This is a genomic window from Streptomyces tibetensis (assembly GCF_040647715.1).
Classification (GTDB): Bacteria; Actinomycetota; Actinomycetes; order Streptomycetales; family Streptomycetaceae; genus Streptomyces; species Streptomyces tibetensis_A.
In genome coordinates this window covers 22,687-42,896 of sequence record NZ_JBEZCR010000024.1, presented here as the reverse complement: position 1 = coordinate 42,896, position 20,210 = coordinate 22,687, and the positions used below count along the sequence as shown (strand labels likewise).

General features: G+C 70.6%; 12 protein-coding genes and 1 pseudogene. 7 read left to right on the top strand and 6 right to left on the bottom strand.

Annotated features, from left to right (window positions below; translation table 11 throughout):
- The 5 genes from AB0B29_RS37190 to ccrA form a co-directional block, all read left to right on the top strand.
- The coding region (locus AB0B29_RS37190; protein ID WP_362247096.1) for a thioesterase domain-containing protein at nucleotides 1–1,578 on the top strand (1,578 nt) is incomplete at its 5' end.
- Nucleotides 1,565–2,281: a class I SAM-dependent DNA methyltransferase gene (locus AB0B29_RS37185; protein WP_362247094.1), complete on the top strand. Its 717-nt coding sequence runs from the start codon at nucleotides 1,565–1,567 to the stop codon at nucleotides 2,279–2,281. The genes AB0B29_RS37190 and AB0B29_RS37185, both read left to right, overlap by 14 nt.
- A gap of 35 nt (nucleotides 2,282–2,316) precedes the next feature.
- Nucleotides 2,317–3,546 (top strand): hypothetical protein, encoded by a 1,230-nt coding sequence (locus AB0B29_RS37180; protein WP_362247092.1) that lies wholly within the window; start codon nucleotides 2,317–2,319, stop codon nucleotides 3,544–3,546.
- A gap of 41 nt (nucleotides 3,547–3,587) precedes the next feature.
- Complete coding sequence (locus tag AB0B29_RS37175) at nucleotides 3,588–4,877, top strand: activator-dependent family glycosyltransferase (protein ID WP_362247090.1); 1,290 nt, start codon at nucleotides 3,588–3,590, stop codon at nucleotides 4,875–4,877.
- Nucleotides 4,878–4,947: 70 nt separating this feature from the next.
- Entirely contained in the window at nucleotides 4,948–6,279 is a 1,332-nt protein-coding gene (gene ccrA, locus AB0B29_RS37170; RefSeq protein ID WP_362247088.1) for a crotonyl-CoA carboxylase/reductase, read from the top strand.
- 94 nt (nucleotides 6,280–6,373) lie between these two features.
- On the opposite strand, the gene AB0B29_RS37165 is transcribed toward ccrA, so the two are convergent.
- Nucleotides 6,374–7,039 carry an O-methyltransferase gene (locus tag AB0B29_RS37165; RefSeq protein WP_362247086.1) on the bottom strand — a complete coding sequence of 222 codons (666 nt, stop codon included), beginning with the start codon at nucleotides 7,037–7,039 and terminating at the stop codon, nucleotides 6,374–6,376.
- Nucleotides 7,040–7,042: 3 nt separating this feature from the next.
- Nucleotides 7,043–8,212: an acyltransferase family protein gene (locus AB0B29_RS37160; protein ID WP_362247084.1), complete on the bottom strand. Its 1,170-nt coding sequence runs from the start codon at nucleotides 8,210–8,212 to the stop codon at nucleotides 7,043–7,045.
- Between the two features lie 182 nt (nucleotides 8,213–8,394).
- Between AB0B29_RS37160 and AB0B29_RS37155 the strand changes: the two genes are divergently transcribed.
- A complete protein-coding gene (locus AB0B29_RS37155) occupies nucleotides 8,395–9,630 on the top strand; it encodes a cytochrome P450 family protein (RefSeq protein WP_362247082.1) in 1,236 nt (411 codons plus the stop codon).
- A gap of 55 nt (nucleotides 9,631–9,685) precedes the next feature.
- Here the strand turns inward: AB0B29_RS37155 and car(A) are convergent, their stop codons facing one another.
- The 3 genes from car(A) to rfbB all read right to left on the bottom strand — a co-directional run bounded on the left by car(A) (nucleotide 9,686) and on the right by rfbB (nucleotide 14,365).
- Nucleotides 9,686–11,341, bottom strand: a complete 1,656-nt coding sequence (gene car(A) / locus AB0B29_RS37150) for an ABC-F type ribosomal protection protein Car(A) (RefSeq protein WP_063843207.1) — start codon at nucleotides 11,339–11,341, stop codon at nucleotides 9,686–9,688.
- A 107-nt stretch (nucleotides 11,342–11,448) separates the two neighbouring features.
- Nucleotides 11,449–12,894: a GTPase HflX gene (gene hflX / locus AB0B29_RS37145; RefSeq protein ID WP_362247080.1), complete on the bottom strand. Its 1,446-nt coding sequence runs from the start codon at nucleotides 12,892–12,894 to the stop codon at nucleotides 11,449–11,451.
- Between the two features lie 481 nt (nucleotides 12,895–13,375).
- Nucleotides 13,376–14,365: a dTDP-glucose 4,6-dehydratase gene (gene rfbB / locus AB0B29_RS37140; protein ID WP_362247078.1), complete on the bottom strand. Its 990-nt coding sequence runs from the start codon at nucleotides 14,363–14,365 to the stop codon at nucleotides 13,376–13,378.
- A 186-nt stretch (nucleotides 14,366–14,551) separates the two neighbouring features.
- Between rfbB and AB0B29_RS37135 the strand changes: the two are divergent.
- Nucleotides 14,552–14,704 (top strand): annotated as a pseudogene (locus AB0B29_RS37135) (IS6 family transposase); the annotation flags it as partial.
- Between the two features lie 173 nt (nucleotides 14,705–14,877).
- Here AB0B29_RS37135 and AB0B29_RS37130 read toward each other — a convergent pair.
- Entirely contained in the window at nucleotides 14,878–19,830 is a 4,953-nt protein-coding gene (locus tag AB0B29_RS37130; protein WP_362247076.1) for an NAD-glutamate dehydrogenase, read from the bottom strand.
- Nucleotides 19,831–20,210 lie beyond the last annotated feature (380 nt).

Genomic DNA, 20,210 nt, shown 5'->3' with positions numbered 1-20,210 from the left:
GGACAATCCCTCTACGCCGCCGCCAACGCCCACCTCGACGCCCTCGCCCAACACACCCACACCCAAGGCCAACCCACCACCTCCATCGCCTGGGGGGTCTGGGGCGGGAAAGGCATGGTCGAACTCGCCCCGGAGGGCTATCTGGAGCGCCAGGGGGTGCGGCCGCTGCGGCCGGAGACGGCGCTGGCCGCGCTGCAGCAGGCCCTCGACCACCGCGACGTCAACGTGACCGTCGCCGACCTCGACTGGGACCGGTTCGCGCCCACCCTGACGGCGAGGCGTCCCAGCCCGCTGATCAGCGACATCCCGCAGGTCCGCACGGCCCGCGCGGCCACCCGGCGCGGTCCCGCGAAGTCCGGTCCGGCGGATGACGGCGACGGGGCCGTGCCGCGCCTCGGACGGGCGCGGCCCGAGGAACGGCGTGGGCTCGCGCTTCACCTGGTGCGGGCACTGGCCGCCGGTGTGCTCGGTCACTCCGGCGCCGAGCAGGTGGACGCGCGGGCCTCCTTCCGCGACCTCGGCTTCGACTCACTGGCCGCGGTCGCTCTGCGGGACGGGCTGGCCGAGGCGACCGGGCTGGAGCTGCCCGCCGGTCTCGTGTTCGACCACGAGGACCCGACCGCGCTGGCGGACCACCTGGCCGAGCTGGCCGGACGGGCGACGGGCGGCGCGTCCGGGCCGACCGCGCAGCCGGAGGGCACGCTGCTCGCCGTCCTGCGTACGGCCGTCGCCCGGGGCCGGACCGACGAGGCGGTGTCCCTGATGGCCGGACTGGCCCGGTTCCGGCCCGCCTTCACCGGCGACGGACGCCCGAGCGGGCTCCCGGCGCCGGTGGGTCTCGCGACCGGGGCCACCCGGCCGCGGCTGTACTGCTGTGCCGGCACGGCCGCCACGTCGAACCCCCGGGAGTACGCGCATTTCGCGGACGCCCTGCGCGGCCGCCGGGACGTGACCGTGCTGCCGCTGCCCGGCTTCGGCGACCCGGCCGAGCCGCTGCCCGCGTCGCTGGACGCGCTGCTCGCCGACCGGGCCGACGCGCTGCTGGAGCACTGCGGGGGCGAGCCGTTCGCCCTCGCGGGCCACTCCGGCGGCGCGAACGTCGCGCAGGCCCTCGCCGCGTATCTGGAGTCGCGCGGCAGCGGTCCGGCAGCGGTCGTCCTGATGGACATGTACTTCCCGGACGACCCCGGCGCGATGGGCGTATGGCGGGACGACCTGCTGCGCTGGTCGCTGGAGCGCAGCCCGGTGCCGCTCGCGGAGCACCGGCTGACAGCCATGGCCGGGTACCACCGGCTGCTGCTCGGCAGCCAGATCACCGCGCTGCGCGCGCCCGTGCTGCTGGCGCGGGCCTCCGAACCGCTGCGCAGGTGGACCGGCGACGGCGGCCCGGACGGCTGGCGGTCCCGGGTGCCGGGGGTCACGAGCGTCACCGACGTGCCCGGCAACCACTTCACCATGCTCACCGAGCACGCGGCGGACACGGCCTCGGCGGTCCACGACTGGCTGGCGTCCACCGCCGGTGACCACCACGACAAACCCATCGAGCGCGCCCCGGAGGACGCTGATGTACACCGATGAGATCGCGGCCGTCTACGACCTGGTGCACGAGGGGAAGGGCAAGGACTACCGGCGTGAGGCGGAGGAGATCGCCGCCCTGGTGCGGGCCGAGCGTGCGGACGCCGGGTCGCTGCTCGACGTTGCCTGCGGGACCGGTCAGCACCTGCGTCACCTCGCCGGTCTCTTCGACCACGTGGAGGGCGTCGAGCTCTCTCCCGACATGCTCGCGCTGGCGGCGCGCCGCAACCCCGGCGTGCCGCTGCACCAGGGCGACATGCGCACGTTCGGCCTCGGCCGGCGGTTCGACGCCGTGGTCTGCATGTTCAGTTCCATCGGCCACCTGCGTGACACCGGTGAACTCGACGCCACGCTGGAGCGTTTCGCTCAGCACCTCGCCCCGGGCGGCGTGATCCTCGTCGAACCCTGGTGGTTCCCCGAGTCGTTCACGCCCGGTCACGTCGGGGCGAGTCTCACCGAGGCCGGTGACCGCACGATATGCCGGATGTCGCACTCCGTGCGGGAGGGCGACGCCACCCGGATCGAGGTGCGCTACCTGGTCGCGCATCCGGTGGACGGCGTCCGCGTCCTGTCCGAGAGTCACCGGATCACCCTGTTCCAGCAGTCCGCGTACGAGCGGGCCTTCAAGAACGCCGGTTGCGAGGTGCGGTACGTGGACCGCAGTGACATCGGCCGACCCGGCCTGTTCATCGGAACGTGCCGCTGAACGGCGTCCGGCACCGAACCAGAGAGGGAGGAGCCATGTCCGCCACCACCGCCGAGGCCTCGGCCGCCCGGCCGGACGACGAGATCCGCGAATTCGGCCGCCGACTGCAACTGACCCGCGCGGGAATCTGGTTCGCGGGCAACCAGGGCGACCCGTACGCGATGATCCTGCGCGCCACCGACGACGACAGCACCCCCTGGGAGGAGCGGATCCGCGCGCACGGCACGTGGTTCCGCAGCGACCTGCTCGGCGCCTGGGTCACGGCGGACCCCGCCGTGACGGACCGGGTACTGGGCGATCCCCGCTTCGGCACACTCGACCGCGCGGGACACCGCCCGGACGCCGACCTGCTACCGATCGCCGCCGAGTTCCCCGCATACGAACGCCCGGAACTCGCCCGCCTGCACGCCCTGGCCGCTCCGGCACTGAGCGGCAGCGCCCTGCTCGGCGCCGAGCGGGCCGAGGCGGACGCGCCGGTCCGTGCCCTCCTGCCCGTCGACGGCGCCGCATTCGATCTCGTCGGTGATGTCGTCCGGCCGTACGTCGGGGCGCTGGTGCTCCGGCTCCTGGGCGTCGCAGAGGGGGAGCGGGCGGAGGCGGTCCGTCGGCTCACCCGGTGCGGGCCCCAACTGGACGCCCGGTTCACACCGCAGACGCTGGCCGTGGCACGGGACTCCGCCGCGGCGGTCCGGGAGGTGGCCGCGCTGGTCCGCGAACTGGTCGCCCGCGAGGCCGCCACGGGCGCGGCCCGGCCGGCCGGTCTGGTCGGGGCGCTGCTGGGCCGGGGAGTCGCACCCCGGGACGTCGAACGCATCGGCCTGATCCTCGCGGTCGGCGCGCCGGAACCCGCCGCGACGGTCGTCGCGAACACCGTGCGGGCGCTGCTGAGCGGCGCCGGGGAGTGGGCGAACGCCCGCCGCACCGCGGCGGCGTCGGCCGCTGTCGACCGCACGCTCCTCGTGCGGCCGCCCACCCGCCTGGAGCGCCTGGTCGCCCACGAGGACGTCCGCCTGGGGGGCCGTCGCATCCGCGCCGACGACCAGGTGGTGGTGGTGACCCCGGGCGCACCGGACGCTCCTCGAGACGTGTCCCGCACCGGGCCGCAGCTCGGCCTCGCGCTGCCCGTCGTACGGCTGGCCGCCACGACCGCCGTGTCGGCCCTGGCACGCGCGCTGCCCGGTCTGAAGGCCGCGGGCCCGGCCCTGATGCGCCCCCGCTCGCCGGTCGTACGCGCCTACGCCCGCTTCCCCGTCTCCGCGCACTGAGCCCCACGCCACCGTCCGCCCTCGCACGAACCGGAGCCCCGATGCGAGTCCTGCTGACCTCGCTCGCGCACAACACACACTTCTACAGTCTCGTGCCGCTGGCCTGGGCGTTGCGTGCGGCCGGGCACGAGGTGCGGGTGGCCAGCCCGCCCTCGCTCACCGATGTCATCACCTCCGCCGGTCTGGCCGCCGTCCCCGTCGGCGACGACCGGCCGGCCGTCGAGTTGCTGGCCGAGATGGGCAGCGACCTGGTGCCCTACAACAAGGGCTTGGAGTTCACCGAGGACGGCCCGGCCCAGGAGGCCGGCTGGGAGTATCTGCTGGGCCAGCAGACGCTGATGTCGGCCTTCTGCTTCGCTCCGTTCAACGGTGCGGCGACCATGGACGAAGTCGTCGACTTCGCCCGCGGCTGGCGCCCCGACCTGGTCGTGTGGGAGCCCTGGACGTATGCCGGCCCGGTCGCCGCCCGTGCCTGCGGCGCCGCGCACGCCCGCATCCTGTGGGGCCCCGACGCGATCGGGCGTTCCCGCAGACGCTTCCTCGAGGCACTCCGCGAGGTCCCGGCGGAGCTGCGTGAGGACCCCATCGCGGAGTGGCTCGGCTGGACCCTGGAGCGGTACGGGTACGCGTACGACGAACGGGACGTGCTCGGCCACTGGGTGATCGACCCGGGCCCGCGCAGCACCCGGCTGGACGTGGGGCAGACGACCGTGCCCATGCGTTACGTCCCCTACAACGGGCGCTCGGTGGTCGAACCCTGGCTCCTGCGCACGCCCGACCGTCCCCGGATCTGCCTCACCCTCGGCACCTCGGCCCGCGAGACCTACGGCCGTGACGCGGTCTCCTTCCCGACGCTGCTGGAGTCGCTGGCCCGGCTCGACATGGAGGTGGTGGCCACCCTCGACCAGTCCCAGCGCGAGCGGTTGGGCCGTCTCCCCGACAACATCGTGCCGGTGGACTTCGTCCCGCTGGACGCGCTGCTGCCCAGCTGTGCCGCGATCATCCACCATGGCGGGGCGGGCACCTGGTCGACTGCCCTGCTGCACGGTGTGCCGCAGTTGCTGGTGCCGTCCCTGTGGGACGCGCCGCTCAAGGCCCAGCAGTTGCAGCGTCTGTCGGCCGGTTTCCACCTGCCCCCGGCGGACCTCACCGCGGACGCGCTGACCGAGGCGGTGCGTACGGCGGTGGAGGACCCCTCGATCCGGGCGGGCGCGCGCCGGCTGCGCGCGGAGATGCTCGCCGACCCCACACCCGCCGGAATCGTCCCGATCCTGGAACGCCTCACCGCCGAACACTCCGGACAGCAGGAGCACCGGGCTGCGGTGGTCTGACCACGGACCCGGCCGCATTCTTCGCACACCGACCGATCGGAGCGCACCCGTGAAGCCCGTGAACCCCGCCATGACCGAGCTACTCGCCACGATCACCGCGCCCGGCCGCACCGCCGCCGACATCGCCGCGCTGCGGCTGCCCGAGTCCTACCGGGCCGTGACCGTCCGCAAGGAGGACGCCGGCATGTTCGACGGTATGAGCAGCGCGGCCAAGGATCCGCGCAAGTCCCTGCACGTGGACGAGGTGCCGCTGCCCCGGCTCGGGCCGGGGGAGGCACTGGTCGCGGTGATGGCCAGTTCGGTCAACTACAACACCGTCTGGTCGTCGATCTTCGAGCCGCTGCCCACCTTCGGTTTCCTCGAACGGTACGGCCGTACCTCACCTCTGGCCGCGCGCCACGACCTGCCCTACCACGTGCTCGGCTCGGACCTGGCCGGTGTGGTGTTGCGTACCGGGCCGGGGGTGCACGCCTGGCGGCCCGGTGACGAGGTCGTCGCACACTGCCTGTCCGTCGAGCTGGAGAGCCCCGACGGTCATGGCGACACCATGCTCGACCCGGAGCAGCGGATCTGGGGGTTCGAGACGAACTTCGGCGGGCTGGCGGAGATCGCGCTGGTGAAATCCAACCAGCTGATGCCCAAACCCGGCCATCTGTCCTGGGAGGAGGCCGCGGCTCCCGGTCTCGTGAACTCCACCGCATACCGGCAGCTGGTCTCCCGCAACGGCGCCGCCATGAAACAGGGCGACAACGTGCTGATCTGGGGCGCGAGCGGCGGACTGGGCAGTTACGCCACCCAGTTGGCGCTCGCCGGCGGAGCGACCCCCGTCTGCGTCGTCTCCTCCCCCTTGAAGGCCGAGATCTGCCGGCGGATGGGCGCCGAGCTGATCATCGACCGCAGCGCCGAGGACTACCGCTTCTGGAAGGACGAACACACGCAGGACCCCAGGGAGTGGAAGCGGTTCGGCAAGCGCATCCGTGAGCTGACCGGGGGCGAGGACGTCGACATCGTCTTCGAGCACCCGGGCCGCGAGACCTTCGGCGCCTCCGTGTACGTCACGCGCAAGGGCGGCACGATCGTGACCTGCGCCTCCACCTCGGGCTTCGAGCACCAGTACGACAACCGCTATCTGTGGATGTCGCTGAAGCGGATCGTCGGCACCCACTTCGCCAACTACCGCGAGGCATGGGAGGCCAACCGGCTCATCGCCAAGGGCCTCATCCATCCGACGCTGTCGCGCGTCCATCCCCTCGAGGACACCGCGCTCGCGGTCTGCGAGGTGCACCGCAACGTCCACCAGGGCAAGGTCGGCATCCTGTGCCTGGCCCCCGGGGAAGGGCTCGGCGTGCGCGACCACGAGCTGCGCGAGCGCCATCTCACGGCCATCAACCGATTCCGCTGAGGGAACGGCCGTACGGAAAAGAGTGGTGCCCACCGCCCTTGCGGCGGTGGGCACCACTCGTGTCACGGCTCCCCGCGTTCCCGCGGAGCGTGGATCACTCCCGGCGGCGCGCCAGGGTGATGCCGTCGGCCATGGTCAGCAGGGCGAGGTCCACCCGCTCGTCGTGGAGCAGCCGCTCGTTGAGCTCGCGCACGGCGAGGGTGTCGGGATCGTCGGCCCGCGGGTCCGCCACCCGGCCGAGGAAGAGGGTGTTGTCGACTGCCAGCAGTCCGCCGGTGCGGACCAGTGCGAGCGCCTCTTCGCAGTAGTGCGGGTAGCCGGCCTTGTCCGCGTCGACGAACACCAGGTCGAAGATGCCGTCGCCTTCGTGTGCACGCAGCTCGGACAGGGTCCGGGCGGCGTCGCCGATGCGAAGGTCGATGCGGTCGGCGACCCCCGCCTGCCGCCAGAACGGGGCGCCGACGCCGGGCCACCGCTCGGTGATGTCGCAGGTGACGATCCGGCCGCCGGGCGGCAGTGCCCGGGCCATGCACAGCGTGCTGTACCCGGTGAACGTGCCGATCTCCAGGACCTGGGCGGCGCCCGTGAGCCGGATGAGCAGCGCGAGGAGCTGGGCCTCCTCCGGCATGATCTGCATGGCGCGTCCGCCCGGCAGGGCCGCCGTCAACTCCCGCAGCTCGCGCAGCACGGCGTCGTCGCGCAGCGAGACGCTCCTGGCGTATTCCAGCAGTGCCGGACTGAGAACGGTCTGGTCGGCCACGCGTCATGCCCTTTCCAGCGGAGCCCGGTGCGGGCGGCCCCCGGAGTCGGGAGCCGGCCCCTGCGGAGGGCGGCGGCCGCGCAGCAGGGTCATACAGGGCCGCTCGACGAAGATGTGCAGGACCGCGCTCGCGGCGATCGTGACCCCCAGTACCGCCGCTGTGATGCCGAGCGCCGCGAGGGTGTCCCACTGCCGGGCGTATCCCTGGTCGCCGCCCAGCAGCCGGTGCCCGTAGCGAATGATCAGGAAGTGGATCAGGTAGAAGGCGTACGACCACTCGCCCAGCCTGACCAGCACGGCCGCGCGCAGTCCGGTACGGCGCCCGCGCAGATCGCCGTCCGCCGCGGCGGCGATCAGCAGGGCGATGGGGACGACGGTGGTGGCGGTGAGGGTGAACATCGGCGGCACCACCTGGTTGAGCGCGAACGCGCCGCCGAGCAGCAGCGCGGCCGTGCCCGTTCCGGGCCCCCGCCACGCCCCCTGGCGCCGGATCAGCGCCAGCACGATGCCGAGGAGGAACTCCAGCATCCGCACGGGCGGGAACCAGTACGTGAACCACATGTCCCGCAGCGGCATCCCGGGAACGACCTCCGCGCTGTCCGGCAGCAGCCGGGCCACGAACGGCATGCACACCACGGCCAGCGCCAGTGCGGCCGCGTACCACCACAACCGGCTCACCCGTATCCGAAGCAGCAGCCGGTACCACAACGGAAACGTGAGATAGAAGGCCATTTCACAGGAAAGCGACCAGCTCGGTGTGTTGAATCCCGAGACGATGTACGCGTCCGGCAGCCATGAATGCACCAGCAGCAGGTTGGGCACCATGCCGTCCCACGTCGAACCGCCCGGCAGCACCGGCTCGGAAAGACTGAAGATGATGACGCCCGCAATGCAGAAGGTGACGAAATGCAGCGGGTAGATCTTGGCGAACCTACGCTGCCAGAAGCTTCTGACGGAGTCGCCGTCCCGGGCCGACCACGTCAGCACATAGCCGCTCAGCACGAAGAAGAGGGAGACCGCGAGCGAGCCGAGCGACGTGAGGTGCCCCAGGGCGGACGCCACGTCCGGGTCGGCGAAAATGCCCTGCTGGGCGATATGGCAGACGAATACGGAAAGCGCCGCGAACCAGCGCAGCCCGGTCAGTGAAGGTAGGCGCTCGACGCGCGACTCCATCGATCCTTGTTCCTTTCGCTGGAAATGGGGCCGAATCGTCGGCCGAGATCGGGCGCGCCCATCCTGGTTTCCGGGTATTTCTCCGGCAACCCGGAGGTGACACAGTCAGGCCCGCTTTCCTTTCCTGACACCGGTGTCCGGTTGACACTGTGGTGACGGCAGTTCAGAGGAGGGCAGGGACGATGACAGCTTTGAATCTGATGGATCCCGAGGTGCTGCGCGATCCGTTCGGCGCCTATGCCGAAATCAGGGCGCAGGCACCGCTGGTCCGGGCCTCGTACCCGTGGGGCGCCGTCCAGTGGCTCGCGACCCGGTACTCCGATGTCAAGGCGGTGCTGACCGACCCGCGGCTGGTGAACAACCCCGCGAACGTCCCGGAGATGCACCTGCCCCATCCGTACGAGCAGGCCCTGGGCGACGGCGGCATACCCGACGAGTACGTGCGGTACCTGGCGGGCAGCATCCTGTCCCAGGACGGTCCCGGCCATCTGCGGTTACGTCGGCTGTCCTCGCGGGCCTTCACCGTACGGCGGGTCAACGCCCTGCGGCCGCGGGTGACGGAGCTGGCGCACCGGTTGCTGGCCTCGCTCCCCGACCGGGCGCAGGACGGCGTGATCGACGTTCTCGAGGACTTCTCCTATCCGCTGTCCATCGACGTCATCTGCGAGATCGTCGGTATCCCGGAAGAAGCACGGGAACAATGGCACACCTGGGGTTCCGCCTTCTACACCATGGACCCAGCGGTGATCGGGCCCGCGGTACGCGGCATGGCCGACCATCTCCACCTGCTCATCGAGCAGCGCCGGGCCACGCCCACCGGCGATCTCCTCACCGGTCTGGTGCAGGCCGAGGACGAGCAGGGGGAGCCGCTCACCGACGAGGAGATCGCCACGCTCGTCCTGACCTTCGTCACGGCCGGCAACGAGACCACCGCCCACCTCATCGGCAACGGGGTCGCGGCGCTGCTCACCCACTCCGACCAGCTCGCCCTGCTGCGCTCCGATCGACGGCTGCTGTCCCAGGCGGTCGACGAGTTGATGCGCTGGTGCACGCCCGTCCAGGTCACCCAGCCGCGCTACGCGACCGAAGACCTCGACGTCGGCGGCGTCACCGTACGCAAGGGGGAGCAGGTGGTGGCGGTGATCGGCGCCGCCGGACACGATCCGGACCGGTTCCCCGACCCCGAGCGGTTCGACATCACCCGGAACCACCGCGCACCGCACGAGGCACACGTCGGCTTCGGCTTCGGCCCGCACTACTGCCTGGGCGCCGCCCTGGCACACCAGGAGACCGCGATCGCCCTCGACACCCTCTTCGACCGCTTCCCCAGCCTCGCCCTCGCCGTGCCGCCGTCCGCCCTGGAACGGCAGCCCTTCCCGGGTGCGTGGCGTCTGAAGAGTCTGCCGGTCCGTCTCTGACCGTGCGGAGGGACGGGCCCCTGGCACCCGTCCCTCCTGCGTACCGCTTCGGCGATCAGGCGGCGGTGAACTCGGCGACGCGCCCGTCCTGCAGCGTCAGATGGGCGCCGTTGAAGCGGGACCGCATGCGCCGGTCGTGGGTGACGACGACGACCGTGCCCTGATAACCGGTCAGCGCCTCCTCCAGTTCCTCGACGAGCGCGGGCGAGAGGTGGTTGGTGGGTTCGTCCAGCAGCAGCAGGTCGACCGGCTCCGTCACCAGCCGGGCAAGCTCGATGCGGCGCCGCTGCCCGTACGACAGGTCCTGCACACGCTGGCGGAGGTCGTCCGGGCTGAACAGCCCGAGGGAGAGCAGCGCCTCGGTGTGCTCGTCGATGTCACCGGCCCGTCCGCTGCTGAACGCCTGAAGCACCGTCATACCCGGCCGCCATGGTGTCTGTTCCTGCCTCAGGTGTCCCACCCGGCCCGACACCAGCAGGGATCCGCTGTCGGGTTCCAGCTCCCCGGAGAGCACCCGCAGCAGCGTCGTCTTGCCCGCCCCGTTGGGGCCGGTGACCAGCAGCCGTTCACCGGGCCCGAGGTGCAGGGAGTCGACGCTGAGCCGGTCGCCGACCCGGACGCCGGTGAGTTCGGCCACCGTCTCCCGGGACTGCGCGGCCTCGGTGGTGATCTCCGCGGTGAAGGTGAGCGGCTCGGGCGGCGGCGCGACCGGGTTTTCGGTCAGCCGCGCGACGCGTTCCTTGGCGTTGCGGATCCGCACCATCGCACCATGGCCCCGCCCGCGCATCCGGAACTGGCCGGCGCCGAAGACGGCGAAGGGCAGCTTGCGTGGGATGGCGTCCAGACGCGCCACGTTGGACGCGATCAGGTCGCGGCTGCGGTCCAGCTCGGCGCGCCACTGCTCGTACTCAAGCAGCCTGCGCTGCCGTTCCGCCGCCTTGGCTGCCAGGTAGCCCTCGTAGCCGTTGCCGTAGCGCATCACCTTGCCGGAGTCGATCTCCAGGATCGTGGTGGTGAGCCGGTCGAGGAAGAGCCGGTCGTGGGTAACGGCGACAACGGTGCCTTTGTGCTTGCGCAGGTGTTCCTCCAGCCAGTCCACGGCCCGGTCGTCCAGGTCGTTGGTCGGCTCGTCCAACAGCAGCAGTTCGGGTTCCGAGGCCAGCGTCGCCGCCAGGGCGAGGCGCGAGCGCTCGCCGCCGGACAGGGTGCCCAGCCGCCGGCCGCGTTCCAGCCCGGGCAGCCCGAGCCCGTGCAGCGCGATCTCCACGCGGGAGTCGGCCTCGTAGCCGCCGCGGGCCTGATACCGGTCCACCAGCGCGGCGTAACTCTCCAGGAGGCCGGCGAGTTCGGGGTCTTGGCCCGTTTGGTAGGGCCGTTCGGCCAGCTCGGCCTCGGTCCGGCGCATGCCCTCCTCCAGCTCCCGCAGGTCGGCCAGGGCCAGATCGACGGCGTCCTGGACCGTGGCCTCCAGCGGCAGCTCCAGTGTCTGGGCCAGATAGCCGACGCCACCGGGCGCGACCACCGTCACCGCACCGTTGTCCGGCTGTTCCCGCCCGGCGATGAGCTTGATCAGCGTGGACTTGCCGGATCCGTTGTCCCCGATGACACCGACCTTCTCGCCCGGCTTGATGGTGAAGCCGATCCGGTCGAGTACGACGTGGTCCTGGTAACGCTTGGTGATGTCATGCAGAGCTAGTTGCGCTGTCGACACGCAGGAGTCCTCCTGATCTGGGTGAGTGAAGTCGCCGCGCCCCCGGCAACCGGTCCGGCCGGGCCCGGAAGGGAGGGCCGGTCCGTCCTGCGGCCCTCCCGCCCGGGTCACGGCTGGGGGCAGGCCCTCAGAGCGGCCGCCAGCTCCGGCCCCACCCGCGCCTTCAGCAAGGTGCCCTGTTCGGTGTGCTCGGCGGACAGCACCTCGCCCTCCGTGTGGGCCCGGGAGACCAGGCCGCCCTGGCTGTAGGGCACCATGGCCTCGATCTCCACCTCGGGATGCGGCAGCAGGACGTCGATGTAGTCCCGCAGTGCCTCGATGCCGTCTCCGGTGCGCGCGGAGACCGCGATCGAGTTCGGTTCCGCGGCCAGCAGCCGTGACAGTACGTCCGGGTCGGCGACATCCGCCTTGTTGACGACCACGACCTCCCTGATCTCGCCCGCGCCGACCTCCGCCAGGACCTCCCGGACGGAGGCGAGTTGCGCCTCCGGTTCCGGGTGCGAGCCGTCTACCACGTGCAGCACCAGGTGCGCGTCCGCCACCTCGTCGATGGTGGAGCGGAACGCCTCGATGAGGTGGTGCGGAAGGTGCCGTACAAACCCGACGGTGTCGGCGATGGTGTAGGGACGGCCGCTCGGGGTCTCCGCGCGGCGCACGGTCGTGTCCAGGGTGGCGAACAGCGCGTTCTCCACCAGCACTCCGGCGCCGGTGAGCCGGTTGAGCAGGGAGGACTTGCCCGCGTTGGTGTACCCCGCGAGCGCGACCGACAGTACCCTGTTGCGTCGGCGCTCCTCGCGCTTGATATCCCGTCCGATCTTCAACTGGGCGATCTCACGGTTGAGTTTGGCCATCCGCTCGTGGATCTGCCGCCGGTCGGTCTCGATCTTCGTCTCGCCGGGTCCGCGGGTCGCCATGCCGCCCCCGCCACCCCCGCCCATCTGCCGGGACATCGACTGGCCCCAGCCGCGCAGCCTGGGCAGCATGTACTGCATCTGGGCCAGCGCCACCTGGGCCTTGCCCTCGCGGGACTTCGCGTGCTGCGCGAAGATGTCCAGGATCAGCGCCGTGCGGTCCACGACCTTGACGCCTACGATCTCCTCCAGGTGGACCAGCTGACTCGGGCTGAGTTCGCCGTCGCAGACGACCGTGTCGGCGCCGGCCTCCTCTACGATCTCCCGCAACTCCGCGGCCTTGCCCGATCCGATGTAGGTCGCCGGGTCGGGTTTTTGCCGCCTCTGAATGACCCCGTCGCACACCAGAGCGCCGGCCGTTTCCGCCAGCGCGGCCAGTTCGGCGAGTGAGGCCTCGGCGTCGTCGGCACTGCCGGACGTCCAGACCCCGACGATTACGACACGCTCCAGGCGGACTTTGCGGTACTCGACCTCGCTGACGTCGGCGAGTTCAGTGGACAGTCCGGTGACCCGGCGCAGCGCGGCCCGCTCCTCGCGGTCGTACTGCTCACCGTCGAAGCTGTCCGTGTCCGGCACGAGGTGTTCGTCCATCAGGGCGTCCGCCCGCTGCTGACGTGCGGCGGGGCCTTCGGGATGCGTCATGTGAGTCCTTTCTCGGGCGGGAACCGCCTGCGGAGCCCGGCACGGATGCGCTGCGGGCTCTCCTGGGAGTGGCGGTTCCCACCGGTCGCGTGAATCGTTCGCCCGGCCTACGCGCGGTACCCGTCGAAGATGTCCGGGGTGAGCGTGGAGCCCGTCCGATCCACCGAAGGGACGGACAGGGCAGGACGAGACAGAGCCAGGCCGGGGCCGGAAGGGGGGGGGGAGGTGACACCGTCGGCAACAACGGACGGGCATACGAGCAGCACAACCCGGAAGCCGTGCCCGGAGACATGTCTCGCAGGAAGGCTCAGCCGAGGGCCGCTTGGGGCTTCGCGCCCAGCGCCGCGTCACAGAGGGTCAATGCCGAATCTCACACGCCTCCCACCGTAGTCGATTCTCCAGCCGACCGCATCCACCTTTCCCGGACGGCGAAAACCGGTCACAACGAGCCGCCCCGGGGCTGTCGTTCTCCCGCACGACGTCACCGGGACCGACCTCCTTTGAGCGGCGCCCACCAGGAGCGGTTGTCCCGGTACCAGGCGACCGTGCTCGCGAGCCCCTCGGCGAACTCCACCCGCGGTCTGTAGCCGAGTTCCGCGACGGCCTTGCCGAAGTCCAGGGAGTACCTCGCGTCGTGCCCCTTGCGGTCCGCCACCCTCTCGACCTTGTCCCAGCCGTTGCCGGTCGCTTCGAGCAGGAGGCCGGTGAGTTCCCTGTTCGTCAGCTCGATACCGCCGCCGAAATGATAGACCTCACCGGCCCGGCCGTGCCGCAGCGCGAGCCGAATTCCCCGGCAGTGGTCGGAGACGTGCACCCATTCACGCACGTTGCACCCATCTCCGTACAGAGGCACTTTCTCACCGTCCAATAACTGCGTAACGAAGAGCGGAATCACTTTCTCAGGAAACTGGTAAGCACCGTAATTGTTGGAACAGCGTGTCACCACGACGTCCAGCCCGTGCGTACGATGAAAAGCGAGGGCGAGCAGATCGGAGCCGGCCTTGGAGGCCGCATACGGCGAGTTCGGCGCCAATGGGCTCTCCTCCGACCATGATCCGACCGGAATCGATCCGTACACCTCGTCGGTGGAGACGTGGACGAAGCGCCGCACCCCCTGCCGCAGGGCCGCGTCCAGCAGAACCTGTGTCCCCAGGACGTTCGTGGTCACGAAGGGAACGGAACTCTCGATGGACCGGTCCACATGCGATTCCGCGGCGAAGTGCACCACCGCGTCGTGCCCCGCCATCACCTTTTCGACCAGGTCGGCATCACAAATGTCGCCGTGTACGAAGGAATAACCGGGATGGCCGGAAACCGGGTCCAGTCCGTCGATCGTTCCCGCGTAAGTAAGTTTGTCAAGAACGGTTATTCCGAGGTCCAGGCGGGCACGGTCCTCATCGGAATCCAGGAGCAAACTCCGGACGAACTCCGACCCGATGAACCCGGCCCCGCCGGTTACAAGAATCCGCATGCGCCGAGAATATCGAGTTCACCGAGACTCGGGACAGTGCGACTTGGCGAAGTATCCCGGCTCAGCACCACCGGTTCCGGTCGGCCGTAGCCCTGCTGAAAAGGCCGTCACACCGGCTACCGTACCGGCGCTCCCTCAGGCGGGAGGCGACCAAGGCGGAGGACCGCCTCGCCGCCTCCGAGGGGGTGGTGCTTTCGCTTCCCGCTGTCCTTCCGCGAGGCCGGAGAGCTGATGCTCGGGCGCGGGATCGTCATCTCCTACGAGACGATCCGCCGCTGGTGCGCCGAATTCGGGCAGACCTACGCCCATTCGCTGCGCCGCCGCCGGCCTCGGGGCGGCCAAGGCGGAGGCACTGGCCGTCGCCAGTCTTCTCACAGATGCTCACACCGAGCTGACACGCTCACAGAAGCAGTCAGGGACCTGGCCGCAGAAGCCGAGTGGTGACGACGGCGGCATCGAGAAGAGGCGCCCCGGGCCGGAACCGGCCCGGGGCGCCCGTCACGCCGTACGCCCTACGAGTGCGTCCGCAGCAGCGTCCTCATCGTGCGCATCGCCACCGACAGGTTGGCGAGGTCGAACGCGTCGGAACTCTGGATCTCCTCCAGTGTGCTGCGGGCCCGGCCGAGGATCGCCGCGTTCTTCTGCTCCCACGCCTTGTAGCGCTGCTCGGGCGTCGAGGTGCCGTTGCCCACCGCCAGGACGTCGGCGGTCAGCGCCGCGTGCGCCGCGTACAGGTCCTCGCGGATCGCCGCGCGGGCCATGGACTGCCAGCGGTCGGCGCGGGGGAGCTCGATGATGCGGTCCATGAGCTGGGTGATGCGCAGCCGGTCGGCGAGGTCGTAGTAGACCTCGGCGACGTCCATCGGCTCCCGGCCCATGCGGTCGGCGATCGAGACGATGTCGAGCGTCGGGAAGGCCGAGGAGAAGCCCGCCACCCGGGTGGCGAGGTCCTCCGGGACGCCCGCGCCCGTCAGCTCGTCGTGGATCTTCTGGTACCACTCCAGGTCGGCGCCGCGCAGCAGCTTCGGCAGCTGCCCCCAGACCTGCTCGACCCGGTCGGCGAAGAAGTCGACCGTCCCGGCGAGCTCCAGCGGCTGCGGCCGGTTGTTGAGCAGCCAGCGCGTGCCGCGCTCCACCAGGCGGCGCGCGTGCAGCCGGATGCGGGTCTGGACCTCGGCCTCGACCTTGTTGTCGAGCGCCTCGACCCCGTCCCACACCGGGGACTGGCGGAAGATCGCCCGGGCCGCGGTCTGCGCCCGCACGATCTCCTCCAGCGACGCGCCCGTCTCCTCGCGCAGCCGGTGCAGATACGTCGTACCGCCCGTGTTCACCGTGTCGTTGACCAGCACCGTCGTGGTGATCTCCCGGCGCAGCGGGTGGCAGACGAGGTGGTCGGGGTACTGCTCGCGCAGCTCCTTCGGGAAGTACGCGTGCAGCAGGGTGCTCAGGTACGGGTCGTCGGGCAGCGTGGTGTGCAGCAGCTCCTCGGCGACCGTGATCTTGGTGTACGCCAGCAGTACGGCCGTCTCCGGGCCGGTCAGGCCCTGGCCCTGGGCGAGCCGCTCGCGGATCTGCCGGTCGGTGGGCAGGAACTCCAGCGCCCGGTCGAGGTGGCCCTCCCTGACCAGGTGCTTCATGAAGCGCTGCTGGGCGTGGAGCATGGCGCTGGACTGGGCGAGGGCGTTGGCGATCGCCGTGTTCTGCGCGTAGTTGTTGCGCAGCACCAGGCGGCCGACCTCGTCGGTCATCTCGGCGAGCAGCTTGTTGCGCTGCTTGACGGTCATGTCGCCGTCCCGGACCAGGCCGTTGAGCAGGATCTTGATGTTCACCTCGTGGTCGGAGGTGTCCACGCCCGCGCTGTTGTCGATGGCGTCGGTGTTGATCCGGCCGCCCTGCAGCGCGAACTCGATCCGGCCGAGCTGGGTCAGGCCGAGGTTGCCGCCCTCGCCGACGACCTTGACGCGCAGGTCCTTGCCGTCGACCCGGATGGCGTCGTTGGCCTTGTCGCCGACGTCCGCGTTGGACTCGGCGGAGGACTTGACGTACGTGCCGATGCCGCCGTTCCACAGCAGGTCCACCGGCGCGTGGAGGATCGCCTTCATCAGGTCGGCCGGGGTCAGCTTGGTGACCTTGGCCTCGATGCCGAGGGCCTCGCGGATGTGGGCGTTGACCGGGATCGCCTTGGCCGTGCGCGGGAAGATCCCGCCGCCGGCCGACAGCAGCTCGGTGTTGTAGTCCTCCCAGCTGGAACGGGGCAGCTCGAACAGGCGGCGGCGCTCGGCGTAGGAGGTGGCCGCGTCCGGGTTCGGGTCGATGAAGATGTGCCGGTGGTCGAAGGCCGCGACCAGGCGGATGTGCTCGGAGAGCAGCATGCCGTTGCCGAACACGTCACCGGACATGTCGCCGATGCCGACGACCGTGAAGTCCTCGGTCTGGGTGTCCACGCCCAGCTCCCGGAAGTGCCGCTTGACGGACTCCCAGGCGCCGCGGGCGGTGATGCCCATGCCCTTGTGGTCGTAGCCGGCGGAGCCGCCGGAGGCGAAGGCGTCACCGAGCCAGAAGTTGTAGTTCTCGGCGACCCCGTTGGCGATGTCGGAGAAGGTCGCGGTGCCCTTGTCGGCGGCGACGACGAGATAGGTGTCGTCCTCGTCGTGCCGGACGACGTCCGCCGGGGGGACGACCTCGCCCGCGACCATGTTGTCGGTGATGTCGAGCAGCGCCGAGATGAACGTCTTGTAGCTGGCGACGCCCTCGGCCATCCACGCGTCCCGGTCCACGGACGGGTCGGGCAGCTGCTTGGCGACGAAGCCGCCCTTGGCGCCGACCGGCACGATGACGGTGTTCTTCACCATCTGCGCCTTGACCAGGCCGAGGATCTCGGTCCGGAAGTCCTCACGCCGGTCGGACCAGCGCAAGCCACCGCGCGCGACCTTACCGAAGCGCAGGTGCACGCCCTCGACGCGCGGCGAGTACACCCAGATCTCGAACGCCGGGCGCGGCGCCGGGAGGTCGGGGATGGCCTGCGGGTCGAACTTCATGGAGACGTAGTCGTGCGGCTTGCCGCCCGCCGCCTCCTGGAAGAAGTTGGTGCGCAGCGTCGCCTTGATGACGGTCAGGAAGGACCTGAGGATCCGGTCCTCGTCGAGCGAGGCCACCTGGTCGAGGGCCGCGTCGACCTCCTCCAGCAGCGCGTCCACGATCTCGTACCCCGCGCGCTGCCGGTCCGGCGACATCCGCGCCTCGAACAGGGAGACGAGCAGGCGGGTGGTGTGGACGTTGTTGCGGAGGGTGTCCTCCATGTAGTCCTGGCTGAACGTCGACGCCGCCTGGCGCAGGTACTTCGCGTACGCCCGCAGCACCATCGCCTGGCGCCAGGTCAGCCCGGCGCTCAGCACGAGCGCGTTGAAGCCGTCGTTCTCCGCCTTGCCGGTCCAGGTCGCGGCGAAGGCGTCCTGGAAGCGCTCGCGGGCATCGTCGCCGAAGTGGTCCCCGACGCCGTTGGAGCGGGGCATGCGCAGACCGAAGTCGTAGATCCAGGCCACGCTGCGGTCCGAGCAGCGCAGCTCGTAGGGCCGCTCGTCGACGACCTCGACCCCGAGCCGGTTGAGGACCGGCAGCACGGCCGAGAGGGAGATGGCGTCGCCGGTGCGGTAGATCTTGAAGCGGCGCTCCTCGGGGGCGGCGCCCACCGGCTCGTACAGGCTGAGCGCGAAGTCCTGGTCCGCCTCGGCGTTCAGCTGCTCGAGGTGGACGAGGTCGGCGACCGCGGCGCGCGGGTTGTGGTCGGCCTTGTAGCCCTCGGGGAAGGCGTGCGCGTACCGGCGCATCGCCTCGGCCGCGTGCTCCTCGCCGAGCTCGGCGTTGAGCGCCTCGGCGAAGGCGTCCTCCCAGGAGCGGGCGGCCTCCACCAGCCGGGCCTCGATGCGCTCCTTGTCGGAGTCGGACAGCTCGGGCAGCTCGGTGCCCTGCGGGACCCGGACCACGAAGTGCAGCCGGGACAGGATCGACTCGGTGTTCCAGGCGGTGAAGTCGACGCTGATGCCGCCGAGCTCCTCCTTGAGGATCTCGATGATCCGCAGGCGGACGGCCGTGGTGTAGCGGTCGCGCGGGAGGTAGACGAGGGCGGAGTAGTAGCGCCCGTATTCGTCCTGGCGCAGGTAGAGCCTGAGGCGCCTGCGCTCCTGGAGGTAGAGGACGGAGGTGACGATGGAGCGCAGCTCGTCGACCGGGGTCTGGAACAGCTCGTCGCGCGGGTACGTCTCCAGGATCTGCGTCAGGTCGCGCCCGTCGTGGCTGTTGGGCGAGAACCCGGCGCGCTCCAGGACCTCCTCGACCTTGCGCCGGATGACCGGGACGCGGCGCACGGACTCGGTGTAGGCGGCGGAGGAGAACAGCCCGAGGAACCGGCGTTCGCCGATGACGTTGCCGTCGGCGTCGAACTTCTTGACGCCGATGTAGTCCAGGTACGACGGCCGGTGGACGGTCGCCCGGCTGTTCGCCTTGGTCAGCACGAGCAGCTTGTGCTCGCGCGCCTTGGCCCGGGCGTCGGCGGGCAGCCGCTCGAACGAGGGGCTGACCGGGTGGCTCTCCTCGGCGGCGTGGTGCGGGTCCGCGCGCAGTATGCCGAGCCCGGTGCCGGGGACGGCGGCCAGGGAGTCGTCGTCGCGCAGCTGGTACTCGCGGTAACCGAGGAACGTGAAGTGGTCGTCGGCCAGCCAGCGCAGCAGCTCGCGGGCCTCTTCGACCTGGGGTCCGGGCAGGTCGCCGGGGATGGGCTCGTCCGGCAGCCCCTCCGCCAGCCGGGTCGCCGCGTCCCGCATCTTGCCCCAGTCCTCGACGGCCTCGCGGGCGTCGGACAGCACACGCAGCAGGTCGGCGGTGATCTGCTTCAGATCGGCCCGGTCGGTCTCACGGTCGATCTCGACGTGGATCCAGGACTCGACGTGCGCGTCGTGCGGAAGGTCCCCGGTCGCCGGGGTCGACAGGACCTCGATGAGCTTGCCGGTGACATCGCGCCGCACGACGAACTGCGGGTGGATGACGACGTGGATCCCGCGTCCCTGCCGGGTCAGCTCGTTGGTGACGGAGTCGACGAGGAAGGGCATGTCGTCGGTGACGACCTCGACCACGGAGTGGCTGCAGGTCCACCCGTTCTCTTCCACCGTGGGGGTGTGCACCCGCACGTTGGCCGTGCCCTGGGGGCGGTTCTCGGCCAGCCGGTAATGCGATACGGCAGCTCCGAAGACGTCGACCGGGTCGCGGTCGGCCAGGTCCTCCGGGGCCGTGTGCAGGTAGTAACGCTGGAGGAACGTGTGGAGGGTCTCGCGGTCCGGGGCCTTCTGGGCGTCTGGGGTCTCCTCGCCCGTCGACCCGGTCGGTAGGTGCCCCCCGACCGGGCTGTTCTCAGCTACCCGGGCGGCCCTCTCGAGCAACTCGGCCTTGGCTTCGTCCAGCTTGGTCTGCATTGTCCTCTGGCTCCTGTCGCGCGCCGTTGCGTGACGTAGAAGGAAGTACGGCCTCTGCGCTGACGACCTCACGTCGTGACACGGGGTATCCGGTCTGTTCCGACGCTATGCCGCAAGGCGAGATGAGCGGGGGTGTCTGAGCCATTTTTGAGCTGCGCCACCGGTGTGACGCTGCTCTCTGCGACGCCCGGATACGGGTGATGCTCGGCGTCCCGGGAGTCCTGCATGGCACGTCCCGCCCGCGAGGACCAGCGACTGCCGCCCGGTCACGGATGTGGTCCGTGCTCTCCGGGCGCAGGGCAGGGACGACGACGTCCCCGCGAACTATCGCGCTGATCACGCCACCAAGGCTATCGCTCCTCACAGGGGCTCCGTCATGA

Excerpts from the sequence above, each read along its gene's own strand:
- AB0B29_RS37185 (WP_362247094.1), top strand. The coding sequence starts at position 1,565 with ATGTACACCGATGAGATCGCGGCCGTCTACGACCTGGTGCACGAGGGG.
- AB0B29_RS37180 (WP_362247092.1), top strand. The coding sequence starts at position 2,317 with ATGTCCGCCACCACCGCCGAGGCCTCGGCCGCCCGGCCGGACGACGAG.
- AB0B29_RS37175 (WP_362247090.1), top strand. The coding sequence starts at position 3,588 with ATGCGAGTCCTGCTGACCTCGCTCGCGCACAACACACACTTCTACAGT.
- ccrA (WP_362247088.1), top strand. The coding sequence starts at position 4,948 with ATGACCGAGCTACTCGCCACGATCACCGCGCCCGGCCGCACCGCCGCC.
- AB0B29_RS37160 (WP_362247084.1), bottom strand. The coding sequence starts at position 8,212 with ATGGAGTCGCGCGTCGAGCGCCTACCTTCACTGACCGGGCTGCGCTGG.
- AB0B29_RS37155 (WP_362247082.1), top strand. The coding sequence starts at position 8,395 with ATGACAGCTTTGAATCTGATGGATCCCGAGGTGCTGCGCGATCCGTTC.
- hflX (WP_362247080.1), bottom strand. The coding sequence starts at position 12,894 with ATGACGCATCCCGAAGGCCCCGCCGCACGTCAGCAGCGGGCGGACGCC.
- rfbB (WP_362247078.1), bottom strand. The coding sequence starts at position 14,365 with ATGCGGATTCTTGTAACCGGCGGGGCCGGGTTCATCGGGTCGGAGTTC.
- AB0B29_RS37130 (WP_362247076.1), bottom strand. The coding sequence starts at position 19,830 with ATGCAGACCAAGCTGGACGAAGCCAAGGCCGAGTTGCTCGAGAGGGCC.